A 17,211-nucleotide genomic window follows, 5' to 3' on the forward strand; every position below is an offset into this window, starting at 1 on the left:
ATTATTCATGGTACGATGAATGATAGTATTGTGTAAAGGAGTAATAAAAGATGATTGCTTTGATCGGCGCGGCAGTTGCCCCCGGTATCGCCATCTTAAGTTACTTTTACCTGCGTGACAGTCTCGAACCGGAGCCGATTTCAATGGTCATCCGGTCGTTTATCTTTGGTATGCTGCTGGTCGTACCGATTATGGTACTACAGTACATCATGCAGAATGAATGGAACTGGCGGGATGGCATTGTCGCGGAAGTTTTCCAATCCGCTGTCGTGGAAGAATTTTTTAAATGGATGGTCATCTACTTTACGGTTTATAAACATTTCGAATTTGATGAGCCATACGATGGAATTGTTTATGCGGTTGCGGTGTCACTTGGTTTTGCTACGTTGGAGAATTTGTTTTACCTCATTATCAATGGAACAGATATCGCCATCTGGCGTGCCTTTCTGCCGGTATCCAGCCATGCGCTGTTTGCGGTGTGGATGGGCTATTATCTCGGACGGGCCAAGTTTTCCAAGGACGCCAAACATGAACGGCTTTTTTTATGGATGTCGATTACCTTGCCGATCGGCTTGCATGCTTTGTACAACTTGATTTTTTTGGCGGTCCAAAACTGGTTGGTAGTGATTGTGCCATTCATGCTTGTATTGTGGTGGCAGGGCTTAAAAAAGGTACAAAGAGCACACGATTTCGGTTCTAAAAATCTCTCTTCACGTCCACAATAGACGGTAAGGAGGAGACGTACGTGCTAAAAACCGATCGAGCAAAAGTGACAATTCAATGCAATGTATGTGGAGAAAAGTTTACACTGCGTGGTCATCGAGAACCTGGAGGGCAAATAGAAACAGGGTTCAAGCAGTGCCTTTGTGATAACGACAAGCATTTTCGGATTGATGAGTCCTGATCTTTTCCATCCCAACTAAAAAAGTGTGACGAATCTATGTGGGCCGATGCAAAGAGCATCGGTCTTTTTCTATATCCAGATTTACATGCATAATCCACTCTTCCTCCACCAACACTATGCAAAGATTTCAATACATGCCAAGGAGGATTCAGCCGTGCGTACAATCTGGATCGCAGGTGTGTTGGTGATGTTGGTGGCAGCGGGCTTAAGTGGATACAAGGCTGTCTGGAAGGAAGAGAATGTAGCTGCCGTACAAGAGGAGCAGATAGCTGCACCTGCAGCAAAGGATAAGACGGTCAAAACCAAAGCCAGCTTCCATCCTTCACGAGTCTCTGACAATGATTTAAAAATCATGGCGAATGCTGTTTACGGGGAGTCAAGAGGAGAGCCGTTTGAAGGGCAAGTTGCTGTCGCTGCCGTTATATTGAACCGCGTCAAGAGCCCTACGTTTCCTGATACGCCCTCGGCTGTAATTTTCGAACCACGTGCTTTTACAGCAGTTGCTGATGGTCAAATATGGCTTACACCGAATGAAAGTGCGATGAAAGCAGTGAAGAATGCACTAAACGGCTGGGATCCGACGGGAGGCTGCACGTACTATTTTAATCCGGATACAGCAACATCTGGTTGGATTTGGACCAGGCCGCAGGTGAAAAAGATCGGGAAACATATCTTTTGCAGATAATGGATGCATAATCAAAGGAGGAGTGGCAAGGGATGGTATATGGAGCAACAGCACGTGTGTTATTTCCCGTTGCCCTAGTTGCCTTAATAGGCGCTGGCGTGTGGGGATATCAGGAGCATAATGAGAAGAACTCGGTCTTGATCAAAGCGGAAAACTCATACCAACGGGCTTTCCATGATCTCACTTATCATGTGGACAAGCTGCACGATGAGCTTGGCAAATCGCTGGTGGTCAACTCGCGCAGACAAATGACCCCTATCTTGACGAGTGTTTGGCGCCTTTCCTATGCGGCACAAGCGGATGTCGGACAACTGCCATTGACCTTGATGGCATTTAACAAAACAGAAGAAATGCTGTCGAGGGTCGCGGATTTTTCCTATCGTGTCGCTGTGCGTGACCTCGACAAGCAGCCATTGAGTCAGAGTGAATATAAGACATTAAAGAGCCTTCACACCCAAGCAAAGGAAATCCAGGATGAGCTGCGCAAGGTACAAACCGTCGCGATGGACAAACAATTGAGATGGATGGATGTCGAGACGGCTTTGGCCTCCAATAAAAACAAAGAGGACAATTCCATCATCGATGGATTCCAAACCATTGAGAAAAAAGTGCAGGAATACCCTGATTTAGACTGGGGCGTCGGAATACAGAGTCTCGATAAGAAAAAGCAGCAGCGAATCAAAGGGATCGATGGCAAACCAGCTACAAAAGAGGAAGCAGAGAAGAGTGCTCTATCGTTTCTAGGGTTGAAGCCAGGAGATGCGAAAGTAGAAGTAAACGATAATGGCAAGGGGCAGGAATACTCGGCGTATAGCGTACATGTCACGCCAAACGGGCACAAGACAGGTATTAACCTTGATGTTACCAAACGCGGTGGAAAAGTCGTGTGGATGATGAACGAGCGTGGAATTGGCGAGGAAAAGCTGGACATGAAGCAGGCGGAAGAAAAAGGTCGAGTGTTCTTGCAGAACCATGGATTTGACAATATGCAGGTCTCTGAGATTGACAGCTACGACCGCAACGCACTCTTTACGTTTGTGCCAGTTCAGGATGGCGTCAGAATTTATCCGGACGGAGTGGTCGTTGAGATAGCGTTGGACAACGGAGAGGTTACTGCCTATAATTCGACGGAGTATCTGTTTAATCACAAAAAGAGAATTCTCTCCAAGCCCCGTCTCTCGAAAGAAGAAGCAAGGAAAAAAGTCAATCCGAGTGTAAAAGTGACGGATCAGCGACTTGCCCTAATCGAAGGGAAAAACGATGGAAAAGAAGTGCTGGCGTGGGAAATGACAGGCAGCTTTGAAGGGAATTCGTACATGGTCTATATCAATGCCTTGAATGGAGAAGAAGAAGAAGTTGTGAAAATGGAAACGGGATCGGGATCGGGACAGAACGAAGGACAATAGTCTTAAAAAAATAGGGGGAAAGCTAGTTTTTTAGCGGCTTTCCCTATTTGCTGATTCGAAACAAAAGGGTATATAATGGAAAGGGTGATAGGAAGGGGAGGAACAATTACTTTATGATGCTTCCACGAATAGGACAAATAATAAGACTAAACTTCACGAGTTCCTCAGAAGAAACGGAGCTGCAAACCTTCAAAAGCCGTGTGGCTGATTTGAAGGAGGATGTAGCTTCTATCGAGTTGCCGACCAGCGAAAACACTGGACGGACTGGGGTGTTTCAACCAGGGACAGAATGCTTGGTTTGGTATGTTGGTGAGGATGGCTCACGCTATGAATTCCGCTCTGCGATTGTCGGCAGACAAAACAATCACATTCCTGTTCTGCTTCTGCAACTGCCGGCTAAAGAGGAGATTGTCCGCACACAGCGACGAAACTACTTGAGAATTGACACCACGGTAGACATCGCAGTCAAACTGGATGATCCGATTCGCCGTTATCATTTTCTAGCACGAACGTTAGATATCAGTGGTGGTGGGCTGTCTTTTAGCTGTGAGGAAAGCTATCATTTAAAGGAAAAAGACAACTTGCACGTCTGGATTTCCCTTCCAAGTAAAAATGGACAGGTTCAACATGCTTTTGTTGTGATGGAAATCGTCAGACAAAAACCGGCGGAAGAAAAAGGTTTGCACCAATGGATTTCGGGTAAGTTCACCCAGATCAGTGAGCAAGATCGAGCAAAAGTGGTTAGAGCGTGTTACGAGAGACAGCTAGAGCTTCGCAAAAAAGGCGTTGTGGATTGACGCTTCATCAGAGGAAGTGACCCTATTGACCAGTCAGTACAACGATCGTTTTCGCAGCTTTTCCAAACGGGTAGAAAAAGGCATCATGATTGGAATTGTCGTATGTGCGATTGTACTGACCATAGGCGAAGTCCTCATTCAGTACGTACCTGCAAGATTAGTATTAATCGAAACAGAGCGCTTGGAAGGCGTGTCCAGAGAGCCCTAAAGGTTTGCGCATGCTTCCATACTATGGTACTATTATAGACAACATAGAAAACGGTCTTGGATCGTTTTTTCATCACACAAAGAATGGGAAAGGGCTTCGACAGAAGCTTTTCTTGTTTTATTCCCATCCGAACTAACGTACATAGCAGGTGAGAAGTAATGAACATTGCCATTGATGGACCAGCGGGAGCAGGCAAAAGCACTGTCGCCCAAAAAGTAGCGGGTCAACTGGAATACGTGTACATTGACACGGGTGCCATGTATCGTGCCCTCGCTTGGGCAGTCCACCATCATCAGCTCCCTATCAGCGATGAGTCTACAGTTTCCGAACTTTTGCAAAAAAACAAGGTTCAACTAGTTCGGGAAAACGGACAGCAACATGTATACTGGAATGAAATCGATGTCACGAGCTGGATACGTTCCACAGAAGTGAGCCAGTACGCCTCCATTGTAGCGAGCTACGGTTCTGTACGTGAACAAATGCTTGTGCTCCAGCGACGATTGGCGACGCAAGGCAATGTCGTCATGGACGGCAGAGATATCGGTACTCATGTTTTGCCAGACGCTGACGTGAAGATATTTCTGACGGCCTCCATTCAAGAGCGTGCAGAACGCCGCTGGAAGGAACTACTCGCAAAAGGTACCCAGACAGACTTGGCTGAGCTGGAAAAAGAAATCGAAGAGCGAGATCGACGAGACATGCAGAGAGAAGTCGCGCCGTTGCGTCAGGCGGAAGATGCCGTTTTGGTAGACACAACAGGAATGACCATTGATCAGGTGGTCGATCGCATCTTGCAAATCTGCGAGCGAACGGGAGAGTCAACCCATTGAGTTACTATCGTTTATTCAGAGGTTTTTTTCGCATCATTTTTTCGCTTGTCTTTCGTTGGCAAGTGATCGGGCGTGAACATATACCTAAGGAAGGCCCAGTGATCCTTTGTGCCAACCACATTTCTTTATGGGATCCACCTCTTCTCGGGGGTGGCATCGAACGTCAGGTTCTTTTCATGGCCAAAGAAGAGCTGTTCAAAATTCCGGTCTTATCCTTTCTCATTACCAAATTCGGTGCATTTCCGGTTAAACGGGGTGCAGGAGATCGTGCGGCCATTCGCACGACTCTCAAATTGCTGGAAGATGGAAAAATCTTTGGAATCTTTCCTGAGGGAACCCGCAGCAAAACAGGGGAACCAGGGGAAGCGATGCCAGGTGTGGCGATGTTCGCTCTCAAGTCAGAAGCTGTGGTCATTCCGGTAGCCATTATCGGGCCATATCGACCGTTTCGTTCCATCAAGATCGTTTACGGTAAACCGATCGATCTGACTCAACTGCGCGAGGCCAAATCAAGCGCTGATACGTTGAAGGAAACAAGCGATCTGATTATGGAGCACATCAAGCAATTACGAAACCAGCATCTCTCTTAGCAAACGGTATAGAATTGCTAAAGGGACGAATACTAAAACTGCTGGAACTTACTGGCTTCATCAGTACTAACTGCCAGCCATCAGGCGACAGTTAAAAATATACATGCTCCCGCTTCGTGTAGTGAGGTTGTACACAACCTGTACATAGACGTTTGGGACTGGATGGTATTAAGGAGGTCTTTTGAATGATGGAAGAAACGAACGTAAGCTTGACGGATGCAACAACGATTTCCGTAGGAGATGTTGTAAAGGCAACCGTAACAAAAGTTGAGGACAAACAAGCGCTTGTAGATCTAGGTTACAAGTACGATGGTCTGATTCCTATCAGCGAACTGTCTCCACTGCATGTTGAAAAGGTATCTGATGTAGTAGCGGTTGGTGATACTTTCGAAGTGAAAGTCATCAAACTAAACGACGAGAAAGAAGAGCTCGTTGTTTCCAAGAAAGCAGTAGCAATGGAATCCTCTTGGTCTGATCTTGAGCAAAAAATGCAAGCGGGTGAAATCATTGAAGCGGCTGTGAAAGAAGTAGTGAAGGGCGGCCTTGTTGTTGATGTAGGCGTTCGCGGCTTCATTCCGGCTTCCATGGTAGAGCGTCATTTTGTTGAAGATTTCTCCGACTACAAAGGCAAAACATTGGCTTTGAAAGTAGTAGAAATGGATAAGGAAAAGAATAAAGTCATCCTGTCCCACAAAGCGGTTTTGGAAGACGAAGTAAAAGTGCAAAAGCAATCCATTATGGATAAAATCCAAGTGGGGCAAGTGTTGGAAGGAACGGTTCAGCGCATGACCGATTTCGGCGTATTCGTGGATATCGGTGGTGTTGATGGATTGGTTCACGTATCTGAGCTTGCTTGGAACCGTGTAGATAAGCCGTCCGATGTCGTGAAAGAAGGCGACAAGGTAAAAGTGAAGGTCCTCAAAATTGACCGTGAAAACGAGCGCATTGGCCTTAGCATCAAGGAAACGCAAGCAGGTCCATGGGCGAGCGTTGCAGAAGATTTTAAAGCGGGCTCTATTTTGAATGGAACGGTAAAACGTCTGGTGTCCTTCGGTGCATTTATTGAGCTGGCACCTGGAATCGAAGGCCTCGTACACATCTCCCAGATTGCAAATCGTCGGGTGAATACACCTAGTGAGGTGTTGAAAGAGGGTCAAGAGGTACAGGTGAAGGTTTTGGATGTTGTTCCACAAGAACAACGCATTAGCCTCAGTATCCGTGCAGTAGAAGAAGACCGTGTGGAGCAGGCAGAACGTGCGAGCAAGCGTGAACAGCAACAATTCACGCAAGAAAACAACCAACCAATGGGCGTGACATTGGGCGAGTTGTTCGGTGATCTGAAAGACAAGTTCAAGTAAGATAAAAAGTAGGATTCATGGGGATACGCTCTGGCGTATCCCTTTTTTCTGAGAACGAAAGTCTAGGAGGGGTACAATGGATCGTCGTTCGATTAGAAAATTGGACCATATTCGAAATGCTCTTATCACCCTGGAAAATGGGGCAAATAGTTTTGATGATGTCAGCTTTGTTCCGAACAGCTTGCCGAATGCAGCACTTGCAGAAACCTCACTGGACACCGTGATCGCATCCTTGCGACTCTCCTCACCGATCATGATTAATGCGATGACGGGTGGAGCCGGTGGGACTACCCAGATCAATCAAAAACTGGCGATCATTGCGAGGGAACGAAATCTGGCGATGGCTGTTGGCTCACAAATGGCCGCTTTGCGTGATCCAGATGTTACGGATAGCTATCTGATTGTCAGAAGGGAACATCCACAGGGGATCTTGTTTGCAAATGTGGGGGCAGAAGCGACAGTGGAGCAGGCAATAGCAGCGGTGGAGATGATGCAAGCGAACGGATTGCAAATCCATCTGAATGTCATGCAAGAGCTGTTAATGCCTGAGGGGGATCGGGATTTTCGCGGCTATCTGGAGCGGATTCAAGCGATCAGGGAGAGTCTGGATGTGCCAGTTATTGTCAAAGAAGTCGGCTTTGGAATGGCAAAGGAATCAATCGAGAAGCTCATAGAAATCGGGATCAGAACAATTGATGTGGGTGGAAGAGGCGGAACAAATTTTGCTCAAGTCGAAAATATGCGAAATGATCAGCCAAATGCCATGTTCGAGGATTGGGGATTCACGACGGTGGAGAGCTTGCTGGAAGCGAATGCTGTCGGTCATCCAGGAGTGTCATACATAGCAACAGGTGGTGTTCGTCATGGACTCGATGTAGTCAAAGCCGCTTCTTTAGGTGCGTCCGCTGTCGGGATGGCAGGAGCAATGCTGCGTCTGGTTCAACGTGAATCTCTGGAAGATTGCTTGTCTACCGTCGACAGATGGCATCATCAAATTCGTGTGGCGATGACGGCACTAGGAATGAAAGGTCTGGCTGACGCCGTTTGTACGCCTGTTATGATCGCGGGAAAAACAGCAGAGAGAGCGAGGCTTCGTCACGTGCAATTGGAGAGACTGGCGCAACGTTAGGTAGTGGACGAGCATTCGATTCATGAAATTTCCTTGGTTGAGGCATACTTTTGGGAGACAACCATCATTTTGAGGAGATGAACATGAACGAGGGAACCGTTGCGATCCTTATCCAGTGGTCTTTGCTGTGTCTTGTCTGGATGGGAAGCTTTGACTTGCAGCTGCGAAACATGAAGATGGAACGCAGACGAGTGCTCGCAGTGATCAGCGCATTTTTAATTTGTTCGTTTGTTAGCTGGAAAATCTATTTTGCCCCTATTCAAGTTAGTCTAAGTGGAACGATATTGCCACTGATCGCAAGCATTGTCCTTTACACCAAGCTCATTTCTAAAATACGCAGATTGTACTTGCTGAGTGCGCTGGCAACGGCTCTTTTGCTATTTTGGCTACGCTGGCTGTTTTTTACCGATCCGATCTTGCTGTTTTGGGATGAGCGGATCATCGTACCTGCTGTTGGAGTCAGTACCATTTTTTTGATGAGCAGAACACATCTGGGACAGCTGTTTCAGCTGACGCTCTCCTTGCCTCTCGCAGATGCGATACATTCGCTATATTTTTGGAAATTGTCGGGTTCCTGTCAGTGGGGATCCGAGTATGCGCAAGATTTGCTTTGGAGTAGCCTATCTCTTTGGGTTCTCGTCAGCATAGTCTGGTCTGCGATTCGTCGTAACCTTGGTAGAACAGAAACAGAGTCTTCCCATTCCGATACGGGTAGGTGACGCTAGGGTGTTGAAGGGATTGCTAGCATATGATTATGTGTTTCCGTTAGTTCTGGGGTTCCTATTCGGCATTTTGTGCCGGATTCATCTTTTGCGAACAGATTATCGACAATATCCAACCTATCCCCACGGAAAAATTATTCACGTTTCACTTGGCGTGATCGCTTCCGCGCTCGGAGCGTTAGCGATTCCTGCTCTGCTCAAGGAGAATTACACGGCAGTCACATTTTTGACTTTGGCTGCTCAACAATTCCGTGATGTCAGGAACATGGAACGCACTACGCTTAATGAGATCGATAAACGGGAGCTGGTGCCCCGTGGTGGCCCCTATATCGAAGGAATTGCAATGGTGTTTGAAGGACGCAATTACATGGTCATGTTTACCTCTTTGGTGACAACGACGGCTACCATTCTCTTTCATTGGTGGGGAGGTGTCATTGCAGGTGTCATCGCCTTGCTGATTTCTCGCAAGCTTCGCTCTGGCAAAACACTATCGCTGATTGCAGAGATCGAGCCGGGGGAAGTGAGAATGGAAGGAAGGGACTTGTATGTGAACGACATTTACATCATGAACGTCGGGTTGGCAGATGCTCAAGAGATCATACGTGAGCAAGGCGTGGGTTTTATTCTGACACCGCGGGATGCCAATGCCAAGGTCACACTTGCTCACCCTGGACAGCGGCAAGCGATTTTGCACGATGCCGCAACGCAACTCGGCGTATATACCGATACGGGAGAGCCATCGCTAACACCCTTGGTAAAACGTGATATAAAGTCGGGGAGAATGGGTGTATTTTTATTGCCGCAAGAAAAAGATGTGGAACGTGCAACATCCGTCATTCGTGCAGTCCCTATTCTCGAAAGCGTCTTCCGAATGCCAACGAAGACTAGAATGATGAAAAAGGAGCTGTAGGCCATGACAGGAGTAATCTTGGCGGCGATTACGACGAACAGAGACAGGATAGCGGGTGGTGTGCCGATTTTTATCGAGTCTACTACGGAGCTTATGCAGCAAACAGCTTTCACGCTGGAAAAGATACTAGACGGGATGGTGCATGAAGTAAGCGCCGATACCCTTATCATTGTTCGGCATAAGTAGTGTATGGTATGATTAGCTAGTCAAAACGTAAATGAGAGAGAGTGTTGTTGATTATGGGATTACCAGTGGTAGCCATTGTGGGGAGACCCAACGTGGGGAAATCCACGATTTTTAACAGATTGATTGGCGAACGAGTCGCGATCGTGGAGGATATGCCGGGAGTAACCCGTGACCGCCTGTACGGGAAAGGTGAATGGTTAACGCATACTTTCCATGTGATTGATACCGGTGGAATTGAGTTTGGCGAGACCGACGAGATTCTTACACAGATGCGTTACCAGGCAGAGCTTGCGATTGACGAAGCAGATGTCATCATTATGATTGCAGATAGCCGTACAGGTGTGACAGATGCGGACGTTGAACTGTCACGGATGCTGAATCGGACGGGAAAACCTGTCGTACTCGCAGTGAACAAAGCGGATAATCCGGAAATGCGCGCGGATATTTACGATTTTTATTCCCTGGGCTTAGGCGAGCCATTCCCTGTCTCGGGTAGCCATGGTCTTGGCTTGGGAGATATGCTGGAAGAAGTGTGTCAGCATTTCCCAGCAGAGGATGACGAAGAGAAGAGAGACGATGTTATTCGTGTATCCATCATCGGTCGTCCAAACGTCGGGAAGTCTTCCTTGACGAATGCGATTCTCGGTGAAGAGCGAGTCATTGTCAGTGAGGTTGCCGGAACGACCCGTGATGCGATCGACACGCCATTTGAGCGTGATGACCAAAGCTACGTTCTTGTAGACACGGCAGGTATGCGCAAGCGTGGAAAAGTGTATGAAACAACGGAAAAATACAGTGTAATGCGTGCGATGCGTTCCATTGAAGATTCCGACGTCGTTCTTGTTGTCATTAACGGGGAAGAGGGCATTATCGAGCAAGACAAGAAAATCGCAGGTTATGCACATGAGGCTGGCCGTGGTGTCATCATTATCGTGAACAAATGGGATGCGATTGAAAAAGACGACAAAACGATGCAACGCTTCACAGAATTGATTCGCGAAGAGTTTAAATACCTGGATTATGCTCCGATCCTGTATGTGTCTGCAAAATCGAAGCAACGTGTCCATACGATTCTACCGAAGGTCAATGAAGTAGCTCAAGCACATTCTATGCGCATTCCTACCGCGGTTCTCAATGATTTGGTAACAGATGCGACGATCCGTACGCCTCCACCATCTGATCGCGGCAAACGCTTGAAGATCAACTATGCGACACAAGCAACGGTGAAACCGCCGACGTTCATTCTGTTTGTGAATGATCCGGAACTCATGCACTTCTCCTATGAACGTTACATAGAGAACAAGATCCGTGAAGCATTTGTGTTTGAAGGCACACCAGTTAGAATCTGGACACGGAAAAAAACGTAGGGAGAGAAAAACGCCATGGTGTTATTATCCTGGGTGCTTAGCTATTTAATCGGTTCTATTAGCTTTAGCTATCTTATCGCCAAAAAAGTCGCAGGAATTGACATTCGTTCTCATGGCAGCGGAAATGCCGGTGCAACCAATACCCTCAGGGTGTTAGGAAAAGGCCCCGGCATTGCCGTTCTCCTTCTTGATGCAGTAAAAGGAATAGCTGCAATGGGACTGACTCACCTGATGACGGGGGATCCGGCAGCGTACGCAGTGGCAGGATTGTTCGTTATCGCGGGTCACAATTGGCCAATCTTTTTTGGATTTCGCGGAGGGAAAGGCATTGCGACCACGTTAGGTGTCGTATTAGGGTTTTCTCCCTTGGCATTTTTGATTGCTGCCGTGATGGCTGTCGTAGTCATTGCGATCACTCGCTTTGTTTCATTAGGGTCATTGGTTATCGTAACGGTTATTCCATTTACCCTTTATTTGTTGGACAAACCCATTTCCTTTATTTGGGCGAGCTTGGCGATCGCAATCTTTGCTTACATTCGTCATTATAATAATATCCGCAATCTTCTTTCAGGTAACGAGCGGAAACTAGGAGAAAAGTCCAACCGGAAGCTGGGATAATGTACGAACGGACATGAGAAAAGTGGAGGGGGACGTATTGATTCAAAATGTTACGGTGATTGGTGCCGGAAGCTGGGGAACGGCACTTGCTACAGTCTTGGCGGACAACGGTCATCAGGTCACGCTTTGGGTGCGGGATACCAGGCTGGCAGAAGAAATAAACAGCAAGCATGTGAATGAAAAGTACCTGCCGGGAGAAAAGCTATCAGCTAACATAGTGGCGACGACCAACATTCAAGAGGCTGTAGTAGGGAAGCGCATTGTTCTTCTCGTTGTTCCTTCCCATGCCATGCGCCAAATCTGTCAGCAAGTGGCTCCGCACCTGGAACCGGATGTCCTTTTGATTCATGCGACAAAAGGCTTTGAATTGCAAAGCTTGAAGCGAATGTCAGAAGTTATTTCGGAAGAGGTGCCGAAAGAGATTGCGTCCAGATTGGCTGTGTTATCAGGACCGAGCCATGCCGAGGAAGTAGTCAAACGGCAACCAACGACAGTTGTGATGGCGTCTGAATCGAAAGAAAGCATGCTGCGTTCTCAGGATTTGCTGATGAATACGAATTTTCGTGTGTATACCAACCCGGACCTGATTGGCGCTGAGATCGCCGGAGCGTTGAAGAACATCATTGCACTTGGTGCAGGGATGTCGGATGGCTTAGGGTATGGAGACAACGCGAAGGCAGCCCTGTTGACCCGTGGCTTGGCGGAAATTAGCCGGCTGGGCATCAAGCTCGGTGCTAAGCCGCTTACGTTTTCAGGTTTGGCTGGTGTTGGCGATTTGATTGCCACATGTACGAGTAAACACAGCAGAAACTGGCGTGCAGGCTATATGCTCGGACAAGGAAAAAAACTCGATGACGTACTGGCACAGATGGGGATGGTCGTCGAAGGCGTTCGCACGACAAATGCAGCCTTTTCGTTATCGCAACGCGAGCAGGTTGAAATGCCAATCACTACGGTTCTGTACGGCATGCTGTTTGAAGGAAAAGAAGCTCGTCAAGGCGTGGAAGAACTGATGGGGCGCGGAAAAACCTTTGAAATGGCGTACCTCAATCCCGATGCCGAATAAGTCATGAATGAAGTATCACCGATTTAGGCTTCTGCACATACCATAGGGTGAAAGCCCATGTGCAGGAGGAGATTTCACATGAATAATATGTCGAAACGACTTTTTGAGCGCTTGCAAGGGAAAGCAACGGAAAATGTCGATGAAGAAAAGCTTCGCTCACTAGCCGGTCAGGTCAAGCGCAGTGATTTTGAAGACGAGACCAAGCTGCGTCAAATCATTCGCACGCTCGCTACCCTTAGTGGCAAGCAATTAACTCCTGAAAAGGAAGATAAGGTCATTGAGATGTTTCGCAATCAGGAAATCAATCTGGGTGACATGTCGACCTTGACCAAGCTGCTCAAATAAGAGAAATGGGCGATTATGCCCGTTACCTGCAACAAAAACCGTCATACAGTAAGACTAGGAACAATCATGGCTCTACAGGGACATGGCTGACCTACAGATTGCAAGAAAAAAAGAGGGATCTTATCCCTCTTTTTTTCGTTCCTTGGTGCTGCCGCTTACCTGTGTAATCAGGTTCTGGACCAAAGGGGATTGCAGGAGACCCAGTAATTGCCCGATATCTATATTGGCCAAAAGGTTGCCTAAGCCTGATTCCTGCGGGGGTGGTGTTTCTGCTGCCTTTTGTGGCTCTGGGGCAGCTTTGCGTTTGCCAGCAGTAGCAGGCTTTTCGGCAACAACTTCAGGCTCAGGTGTGCGTTTTCCGAGGTTCTCAATCATCTCCATCGCCCCGTACAACGAATCCATCGTGTCTTCTACCTGCCGAATCGTGCTGCCGATTCCTTTGATATTATGGCGCATTTTTGAAACAGAGGTGCGTAAATCAACCGCGGGCAGGATTTTTTTCGGTGAAATAGAAAGGGAGACATTTTCGACTTGGTCGCTTAATTTTTTGCTGGGTATAGGCGCGTATGGATTCCGCCATTTCCGATTACTTACTTTATTACTCAACATTTCATCCCTCCAATGGGCGAATTCATCAGGATAGTCTATGCGAATGTCTAGTATTAGGTTCGCAAGCGTCAGACGATGAGGGGGAAATATGGTATAATAAAGCAAAAAATGCAAAGGATGCTGCAGTCCCGATGTATATTGATCCTATGACAAAGATGAACATTTCCTTAATCGCCATTGGACTCATGTTCGTCTGCAATTTACTTATGATCTTTGCCAGGAAAATAACCAATGGGTTCTTGCGGTTCCTTGTGAAGACCATCGCATTCTTACTATTACTCGTCGTGCTTGTCATGATTTTGATTGTGATTTTTGTCTAGGGAGGATAAACGATGTCAACAATCACACTACTTACTCGTGCAGGCAGTCATGAAGTCTCGATCGAGTTGAATCAATCCATTGTTGATCTTGCGAAAAAGAATAACATTGTGTGGGGCCATGCATGCCAAAGAGGGGTATGTGCACAATGCCGTACTCAAGTTTTGGAAGGGGCAGAGTACTTAAACGAAGTGACACCAGAAGAAAAACTGCGATTGCGAAAGGCTGAACGCACAGACGGCTACAGATTAGGCTGCCAGACAAAGGTTGTTTCATCAGGAACAGTCAAGGTAGCTCATCGGCCGTACTAGTAAAGGAAGTGACGGAATGGGGAAAGTAACCTTTCTCCCGAGCAAGAAGAGTGTAAAGGCGCGGACAGGGCAAACCTTGGTCGGTGTAGCTTCGTCAGCTCGCGTCGTAATCCCGCAGAGATGCGGTGGACACGCATCTTGTCTGATGTGCCGCGTGGTCGTTGAGAATGGCCTGCTGTGCCCGCCAACGGCACTGGAAAAGCGAAAGCTGCCTGAAAAGGATCTGGCGAATGGGATTCGTTTGGCCTGTCAGGCAAAAACGACAGAAAAGGATTGTACAGTCAGGATTCCAGAAAGCAAGCTGAAATCAGTGGTAGCGGCTGCACTCGAGCGACAACGCAAAGAAAATGAAGATGGAATGTAAGAGGTGTATACATAAGATGTGGCAATCGTGGCGAAAATCGTTCAAGCTTGTGATCAGTTTGACGATTCTGACTACCCTTTTATCTGGATGCTTGTATCCGGATGAGCGCAGAGCAGAGAATCAAATTCCTAGTACCTTTTTTGTAGATGCAACGCAAAAAGCGGTTGAGCAATTCCAGAAAGACACAGCAGTGTTGCCAATCGAAACGAAATCCCTTGATACTCCTATTTTTGAAAAATACGAGATTGATTTCCGCAAGATGATTCCGAAATACATGCCGGATGTACCTGGGAATGCATTTGAAAAAGGCGGCGTATACAAGTACGTACTGATTGATGTGGAAACAAAACCCACAGTCAAGCTCATTCACTTGACCGCTGTCAGCACAGTGGGGGATGTACAAAGCGAAGTAGACCGTTACAAGAATCATTTCGAAAAGCTGCCTATACTCGCTGACTTGGGGAATGGATACTATTCCATTGATCATGACCGGCTCGGTTTAAAAGCGTGGCAAGTACCGTCGACAATGGGGACTTACTTATTGCCACTGATCATGAACGCTGAAGGACAAGTCGGAATTGATTACGCTGCGGATATCGCGAAATTGCTTCGGGATACAAAAGTAACCGTGCCGGAAAAAACAGACCCGAGGTATGTGCTGGCGCGCAATTCCATGTTCGTACCCGCGAAATCGTTTCCATATGAAATGGTCGATGGTGATCCGAAACTTCTCAAACTAAATTAACTTCGTGAAAAACGACTCGCATCAGGGTCGTTTTTTTTTTGTTCTAGTTAACACAAAAATACATATATTTGTACTGTCCACAAAACTAGTACGAGATTCCCTACGAAAATACTGGCGGTCAGGGATAATTCGGAAAATCGGTCATAGTGTAAAAATAGACAAATAGAAGGAGGTCATCGATGGTGGAACGAGTCGACATCTTTAAAGACATTGCCGAGCGGACGGGCGGAGACATCTACCTCGGAGTGGTAGGCCCTGTTCGTACGGGAAAGTCGACCTTTATCAAGCGGTTTATGGAGCAAGTTGTCATCCCGAATATCAACTCTGAAGCGGAGCGGATAAGAGCGACAGATGAGTTGCCGCAGAGCGCTTCAGGACGAACAATCATGACAACAGAGCCCAAATTTGTTCCGAATCAGGCCGTTAACGTACATGTGACAGAAGGACTCAGCATCAATGTCCGCCTCGTTGACTGCGTTGGCTATACGGTAGAAGGGGCAAAGGGCTTTGAAGACGACAATGGCCCAAGAATGGTAAATACACCTTGGTATGAAGAGCCTGTACCATTTGAGGAAGCGGCCGAAGTCGGAACACGCAAGGTTATCCAGGAACACTCGACAATCGGGATTGTTGTGACAACGGATGGCAGCATCGCGGAAATACCGCGTGTAGGATACATCGATGCAGAGGAGCGGGTTGTAAACGAGCTGAAGGAAGTCGGAAAACCGTTCGTGATCGTTGTGAACTCGACGCGTCCGCGCTCTGATGAAGCACAAAACCTTCGGGTACAACTCCAAGAAAAATACGATGTACCAGTCGTTGCTTTGTCGGTTGATCATATGACCGAGCAGGAAATCTTGCTCCTCATGAGAGAAGTCCTGTTCGAATTCCCAGTTCATGAAGTAAATGTCAATCTGCCGAGCTGGGTAATGGTGCTGGAAAACGGGCACTGGCTGCGTCAGAACTACGAGGAAGCTGTACGTGAGACCGTGCAGGACATCCGCCGGTTACGCGATGTGGACCGTGTCGTCGGCTTCTTCAATGACTATGACTTCGTAGAGAGAGCCTCTCTTGCTGGTATGCACATGGGGCAAGGGATCGCAGAGATTGACCTCTACGCGCCAGATGAACTGTATGACCGCATCTTGATGGAAATTGTCGGAGTAGAGATAAATGGCAAAGATCATTTGCTGAAAATCATGCAGGAGTTCGCACATGCCAAGCGCGAGTTTGATCAGGTAGCGGAAGCATTGCACATGGTCCGAAGTACGGGCTACGGTATAGCAGCCCCGTCGTTGCATGAAATGACCTTGGACGAACCTGAACTAATCCGCCAGGGACCGCGCTTTGGTGTCAGACTTAAAGCAACAGCGCCATCTATTCACATGATTCGGGTGGATGTCGAGTCTGAATTTGCTCCAATTATCGGTACAGAGAAGCAGAGTGAAGAGCTTGTCCGCTATCTGATGCAAGACTTTGACAAAGACCCGCTTTCCATCTGGAACTCCGATATTTTTGGACGCTCTCTCCATTCCATCGTAAGAGAGGGTATTCAGGCAAAAATTACTATGATGCCAGACAACGCCAGATACAAATTACAGGAGACATTGGGTCGAATCATCAACGAGGGATCGGGTGGCCTGATAGCGATCATACTCTAATAAATAGTTCCAAAGTCCTATAAATAACAAATAGAGGGAAGGCATCTGACATGACGAGATGCCTTTTTTTCTTGTATTTCGT

The 17,211-nt window shown here is 47.3% G+C and carries 23 protein-coding genes; 22 read left to right on the top strand and 1 reads right to left on the bottom strand.

Annotated features, from left to right (window positions below; genetic code table 11):
* Positions 1-50: 50 nt before the first annotated feature.
* The 17 genes from prsW (at position 51) to BBR47_RS12510 (ending at position 13,121) form a co-directional block, all read left to right on the top strand.
* A complete protein-coding gene (gene prsW, locus BBR47_RS12435; RefSeq protein WP_012686123.1) occupies positions 51-725 on the top strand; it encodes a glutamic-type intramembrane protease PrsW in 675 nt (224 codons plus the stop codon).
* Positions 726-745: 20 nt separating this feature from the next.
* The gene (locus BBR47_RS31235) at positions 746-904 is read left to right on the top strand and encodes a hypothetical protein (RefSeq protein ID WP_012686124.1); all 159 of its coding nucleotides are present in this window, start codon (positions 746-748) and stop codon (positions 902-904) included.
* Between the two features lie 25 nt (positions 905-929).
* Entirely contained in the window at positions 930-1,589 is a 660-nt protein-coding gene (locus BBR47_RS12440) for a cell wall hydrolase (protein ID WP_012686125.1), read from the top strand.
* A 32-nt stretch (positions 1,590-1,621) separates the two neighbouring features.
* Positions 1,622-2,995, top strand: a complete 1,374-nt coding sequence (gene ypeB / locus BBR47_RS12445; RefSeq protein ID WP_012686126.1) for a germination protein YpeB — start codon at positions 1,622-1,624, stop codon at positions 2,993-2,995.
* 113 nt (positions 2,996-3,108) lie between these two features.
* The gene (locus tag BBR47_RS12450; protein WP_012686127.1) at positions 3,109-3,792 is read left to right on the top strand and encodes a flagellar brake protein; all 684 of its coding nucleotides are present in this window, start codon (positions 3,109-3,111) and stop codon (positions 3,790-3,792) included.
* 16 nt (positions 3,793-3,808) lie between these two features.
* Positions 3,809-4,000, top strand: coding sequence for a hypothetical protein (locus tag BBR47_RS12455; protein ID WP_229088044.1), 192 nt, complete (start codon positions 3,809-3,811; stop codon positions 3,998-4,000).
* Between the two features lie 158 nt (positions 4,001-4,158).
* A complete protein-coding gene (gene cmk, locus BBR47_RS12460) occupies positions 4,159-4,830 on the top strand; it encodes a (d)CMP kinase (protein WP_012686128.1) in 672 nt (223 codons plus the stop codon).
* Positions 4,827-5,420 (top strand): lysophospholipid acyltransferase family protein, encoded by a 594-nt coding sequence (locus tag BBR47_RS12465; protein ID WP_012686129.1) that lies wholly within the window; start codon positions 4,827-4,829, stop codon positions 5,418-5,420. The genes cmk and BBR47_RS12465 overlap by 4 nt, the downstream gene beginning before the upstream one ends.
* A gap of 185 nt (positions 5,421-5,605) precedes the next feature.
* Entirely contained in the window at positions 5,606-6,778 is a 1,173-nt protein-coding gene (gene rpsA / locus BBR47_RS12470) for a 30S ribosomal protein S1 (RefSeq protein WP_041749388.1), read from the top strand.
* Between the two features lie 76 nt (positions 6,779-6,854).
* The gene (gene fni, locus BBR47_RS12475; RefSeq protein ID WP_012686131.1) at positions 6,855-7,907 is read left to right on the top strand and encodes a type 2 isopentenyl-diphosphate Delta-isomerase; all 1,053 of its coding nucleotides are present in this window, start codon (positions 6,855-6,857) and stop codon (positions 7,905-7,907) included.
* Between the two features lie 83 nt (positions 7,908-7,990).
* Positions 7,991-8,626, top strand: coding sequence for a YphA family membrane protein (locus tag BBR47_RS12480; protein ID WP_012686132.1), 636 nt, complete (start codon positions 7,991-7,993; stop codon positions 8,624-8,626).
* Between the two features lie 7 nt (positions 8,627-8,633).
* Positions 8,634-9,539: a YIEGIA family protein gene (locus BBR47_RS12485; RefSeq protein ID WP_012686133.1), complete on the top strand. Its 906-nt coding sequence runs from the start codon at positions 8,634-8,636 to the stop codon at positions 9,537-9,539.
* Between the two features lie 3 nt (positions 9,540-9,542).
* Positions 9,543-9,725: a capping complex subunit for YIEGIA gene (locus tag BBR47_RS12490; protein WP_012686134.1), complete on the top strand. Its 183-nt coding sequence runs from the start codon at positions 9,543-9,545 to the stop codon at positions 9,723-9,725.
* Positions 9,726-9,778: 53 nt separating this feature from the next.
* Positions 9,779-11,092: a ribosome biogenesis GTPase Der gene (der, locus tag BBR47_RS12495; protein WP_012686135.1), complete on the top strand. Its 1,314-nt coding sequence runs from the start codon at positions 9,779-9,781 to the stop codon at positions 11,090-11,092.
* Positions 11,093-11,107: 15 nt separating this feature from the next.
* Positions 11,108-11,710 (top strand): glycerol-3-phosphate 1-O-acyltransferase PlsY, encoded by a 603-nt coding sequence (gene plsY, locus BBR47_RS12500; protein WP_012686136.1) that lies wholly within the window; start codon positions 11,108-11,110, stop codon positions 11,708-11,710.
* A gap of 13 nt (positions 11,711-11,723) precedes the next feature.
* The gene (locus BBR47_RS12505) at positions 11,724-12,776 is read left to right on the top strand and encodes an NAD(P)H-dependent glycerol-3-phosphate dehydrogenase (RefSeq protein WP_012686137.1); all 1,053 of its coding nucleotides are present in this window, start codon (positions 11,724-11,726) and stop codon (positions 12,774-12,776) included.
* A 78-nt stretch (positions 12,777-12,854) separates the two neighbouring features.
* Positions 12,855-13,121, top strand: a complete 267-nt coding sequence (locus BBR47_RS12510; RefSeq protein ID WP_007716506.1) for a stage VI sporulation protein F — start codon at positions 12,855-12,857, stop codon at positions 13,119-13,121.
* 120 nt (positions 13,122-13,241) lie between these two features.
* On the opposite strand, the gene BBR47_RS12515 is transcribed toward BBR47_RS12510, so the two are convergent.
* Entirely contained in the window at positions 13,242-13,730 is a 489-nt protein-coding gene (locus tag BBR47_RS12515; RefSeq protein WP_041749389.1) for a hypothetical protein, read from the bottom strand.
* A 131-nt stretch (positions 13,731-13,861) separates the two neighbouring features.
* On the opposite strand from BBR47_RS12515, the gene BBR47_RS12520 reads away from it, so the two are divergent.
* From BBR47_RS12520 to spoIVA, 5 genes are all read left to right on the top strand, one after another.
* Entirely contained in the window at positions 13,862-14,050 is a 189-nt protein-coding gene (locus BBR47_RS12520) for a DUF2768 family protein (RefSeq protein WP_012686139.1), read from the top strand.
* A 12-nt stretch (positions 14,051-14,062) separates the two neighbouring features.
* Positions 14,063-14,359, top strand: a complete 297-nt coding sequence (locus tag BBR47_RS12525) for a 2Fe-2S iron-sulfur cluster-binding protein (RefSeq protein ID WP_012686140.1) — start codon at positions 14,063-14,065, stop codon at positions 14,357-14,359.
* Positions 14,360-14,375: 16 nt separating this feature from the next.
* The gene (locus BBR47_RS12530) at positions 14,376-14,723 is read left to right on the top strand and encodes a 2Fe-2S iron-sulfur cluster-binding protein (protein WP_012686141.1); all 348 of its coding nucleotides are present in this window, start codon (positions 14,376-14,378) and stop codon (positions 14,721-14,723) included.
* Between the two features lie 16 nt (positions 14,724-14,739).
* Positions 14,740-15,468: a hypothetical protein gene (locus tag BBR47_RS12535; RefSeq protein WP_012686142.1), complete on the top strand. Its 729-nt coding sequence runs from the start codon at positions 14,740-14,742 to the stop codon at positions 15,466-15,468.
* Positions 15,469-15,650: 182 nt separating this feature from the next.
* On the top strand, positions 15,651-17,129 hold the full coding sequence (gene spoIVA, locus BBR47_RS12540) for a stage IV sporulation protein A (RefSeq protein WP_026133991.1): 1,479 nt from the start codon (positions 15,651-15,653) through the stop codon (positions 17,127-17,129).
* The last annotated feature ends 82 nt before the right edge of the window (positions 17,130-17,211 follow it).

The organism is Brevibacillus brevis NBRC 100599 (assembly GCF_000010165.1).
GTDB lineage: Bacteria > Bacillota > Bacilli > Brevibacillales > Brevibacillaceae > Brevibacillus > Brevibacillus brevis_D.

What these genes read in the sequence shown, in the direction of transcription:
- prsW (WP_012686123.1), top strand. Translation starts at nt 51, where the DNA reads ATGATTGCTTTGATCGGCGCGGCAGTTGCCCCCGGTATCGCCATCTTA.
- ypeB (WP_012686126.1), top strand. Translation starts at nt 1,622, where the DNA reads ATGGTATATGGAGCAACAGCACGTGTGTTATTTCCCGTTGCCCTAGTT.
- BBR47_RS12450 (WP_012686127.1), top strand. Translation starts at nt 3,109, where the DNA reads ATGATGCTTCCACGAATAGGACAAATAATAAGACTAAACTTCACGAGT.
- cmk (WP_012686128.1), top strand. Translation starts at nt 4,159, where the DNA reads ATGAACATTGCCATTGATGGACCAGCGGGAGCAGGCAAAAGCACTGTC.
- rpsA (WP_041749388.1), top strand. Translation starts at nt 5,606, where the DNA reads ATGATGGAAGAAACGAACGTAAGCTTGACGGATGCAACAACGATTTCC.
- fni (WP_012686131.1), top strand. Translation starts at nt 6,855, where the DNA reads ATGGATCGTCGTTCGATTAGAAAATTGGACCATATTCGAAATGCTCTT.
- BBR47_RS12480 (WP_012686132.1), top strand. Translation starts at nt 7,991, where the DNA reads ATGAACGAGGGAACCGTTGCGATCCTTATCCAGTGGTCTTTGCTGTGT.
- BBR47_RS12490 (WP_012686134.1), top strand. Translation starts at nt 9,543, where the DNA reads ATGACAGGAGTAATCTTGGCGGCGATTACGACGAACAGAGACAGGATA.
- der (WP_012686135.1), top strand. Translation starts at nt 9,779, where the DNA reads ATGGGATTACCAGTGGTAGCCATTGTGGGGAGACCCAACGTGGGGAAA.
- plsY (WP_012686136.1), top strand. Translation starts at nt 11,108, where the DNA reads ATGGTGTTATTATCCTGGGTGCTTAGCTATTTAATCGGTTCTATTAGC.
- BBR47_RS12505 (WP_012686137.1), top strand. Translation starts at nt 11,724, where the DNA reads ATGAGAAAAGTGGAGGGGGACGTATTGATTCAAAATGTTACGGTGATT.
- BBR47_RS12510 (WP_007716506.1), top strand. Translation starts at nt 12,855, where the DNA reads ATGAATAATATGTCGAAACGACTTTTTGAGCGCTTGCAAGGGAAAGCA.
- BBR47_RS12515 (WP_041749389.1), bottom strand. Translation starts at nt 13,730, where the DNA reads ATGTTGAGTAATAAAGTAAGTAATCGGAAATGGCGGAATCCATACGCG.
- BBR47_RS12520 (WP_012686139.1), top strand. Translation starts at nt 13,862, where the DNA reads ATGTATATTGATCCTATGACAAAGATGAACATTTCCTTAATCGCCATT.
- BBR47_RS12525 (WP_012686140.1), top strand. Translation starts at nt 14,063, where the DNA reads ATGTCAACAATCACACTACTTACTCGTGCAGGCAGTCATGAAGTCTCG.
- BBR47_RS12530 (WP_012686141.1), top strand. Translation starts at nt 14,376, where the DNA reads ATGGGGAAAGTAACCTTTCTCCCGAGCAAGAAGAGTGTAAAGGCGCGG.
- BBR47_RS12535 (WP_012686142.1), top strand. Translation starts at nt 14,740, where the DNA reads ATGTGGCAATCGTGGCGAAAATCGTTCAAGCTTGTGATCAGTTTGACG.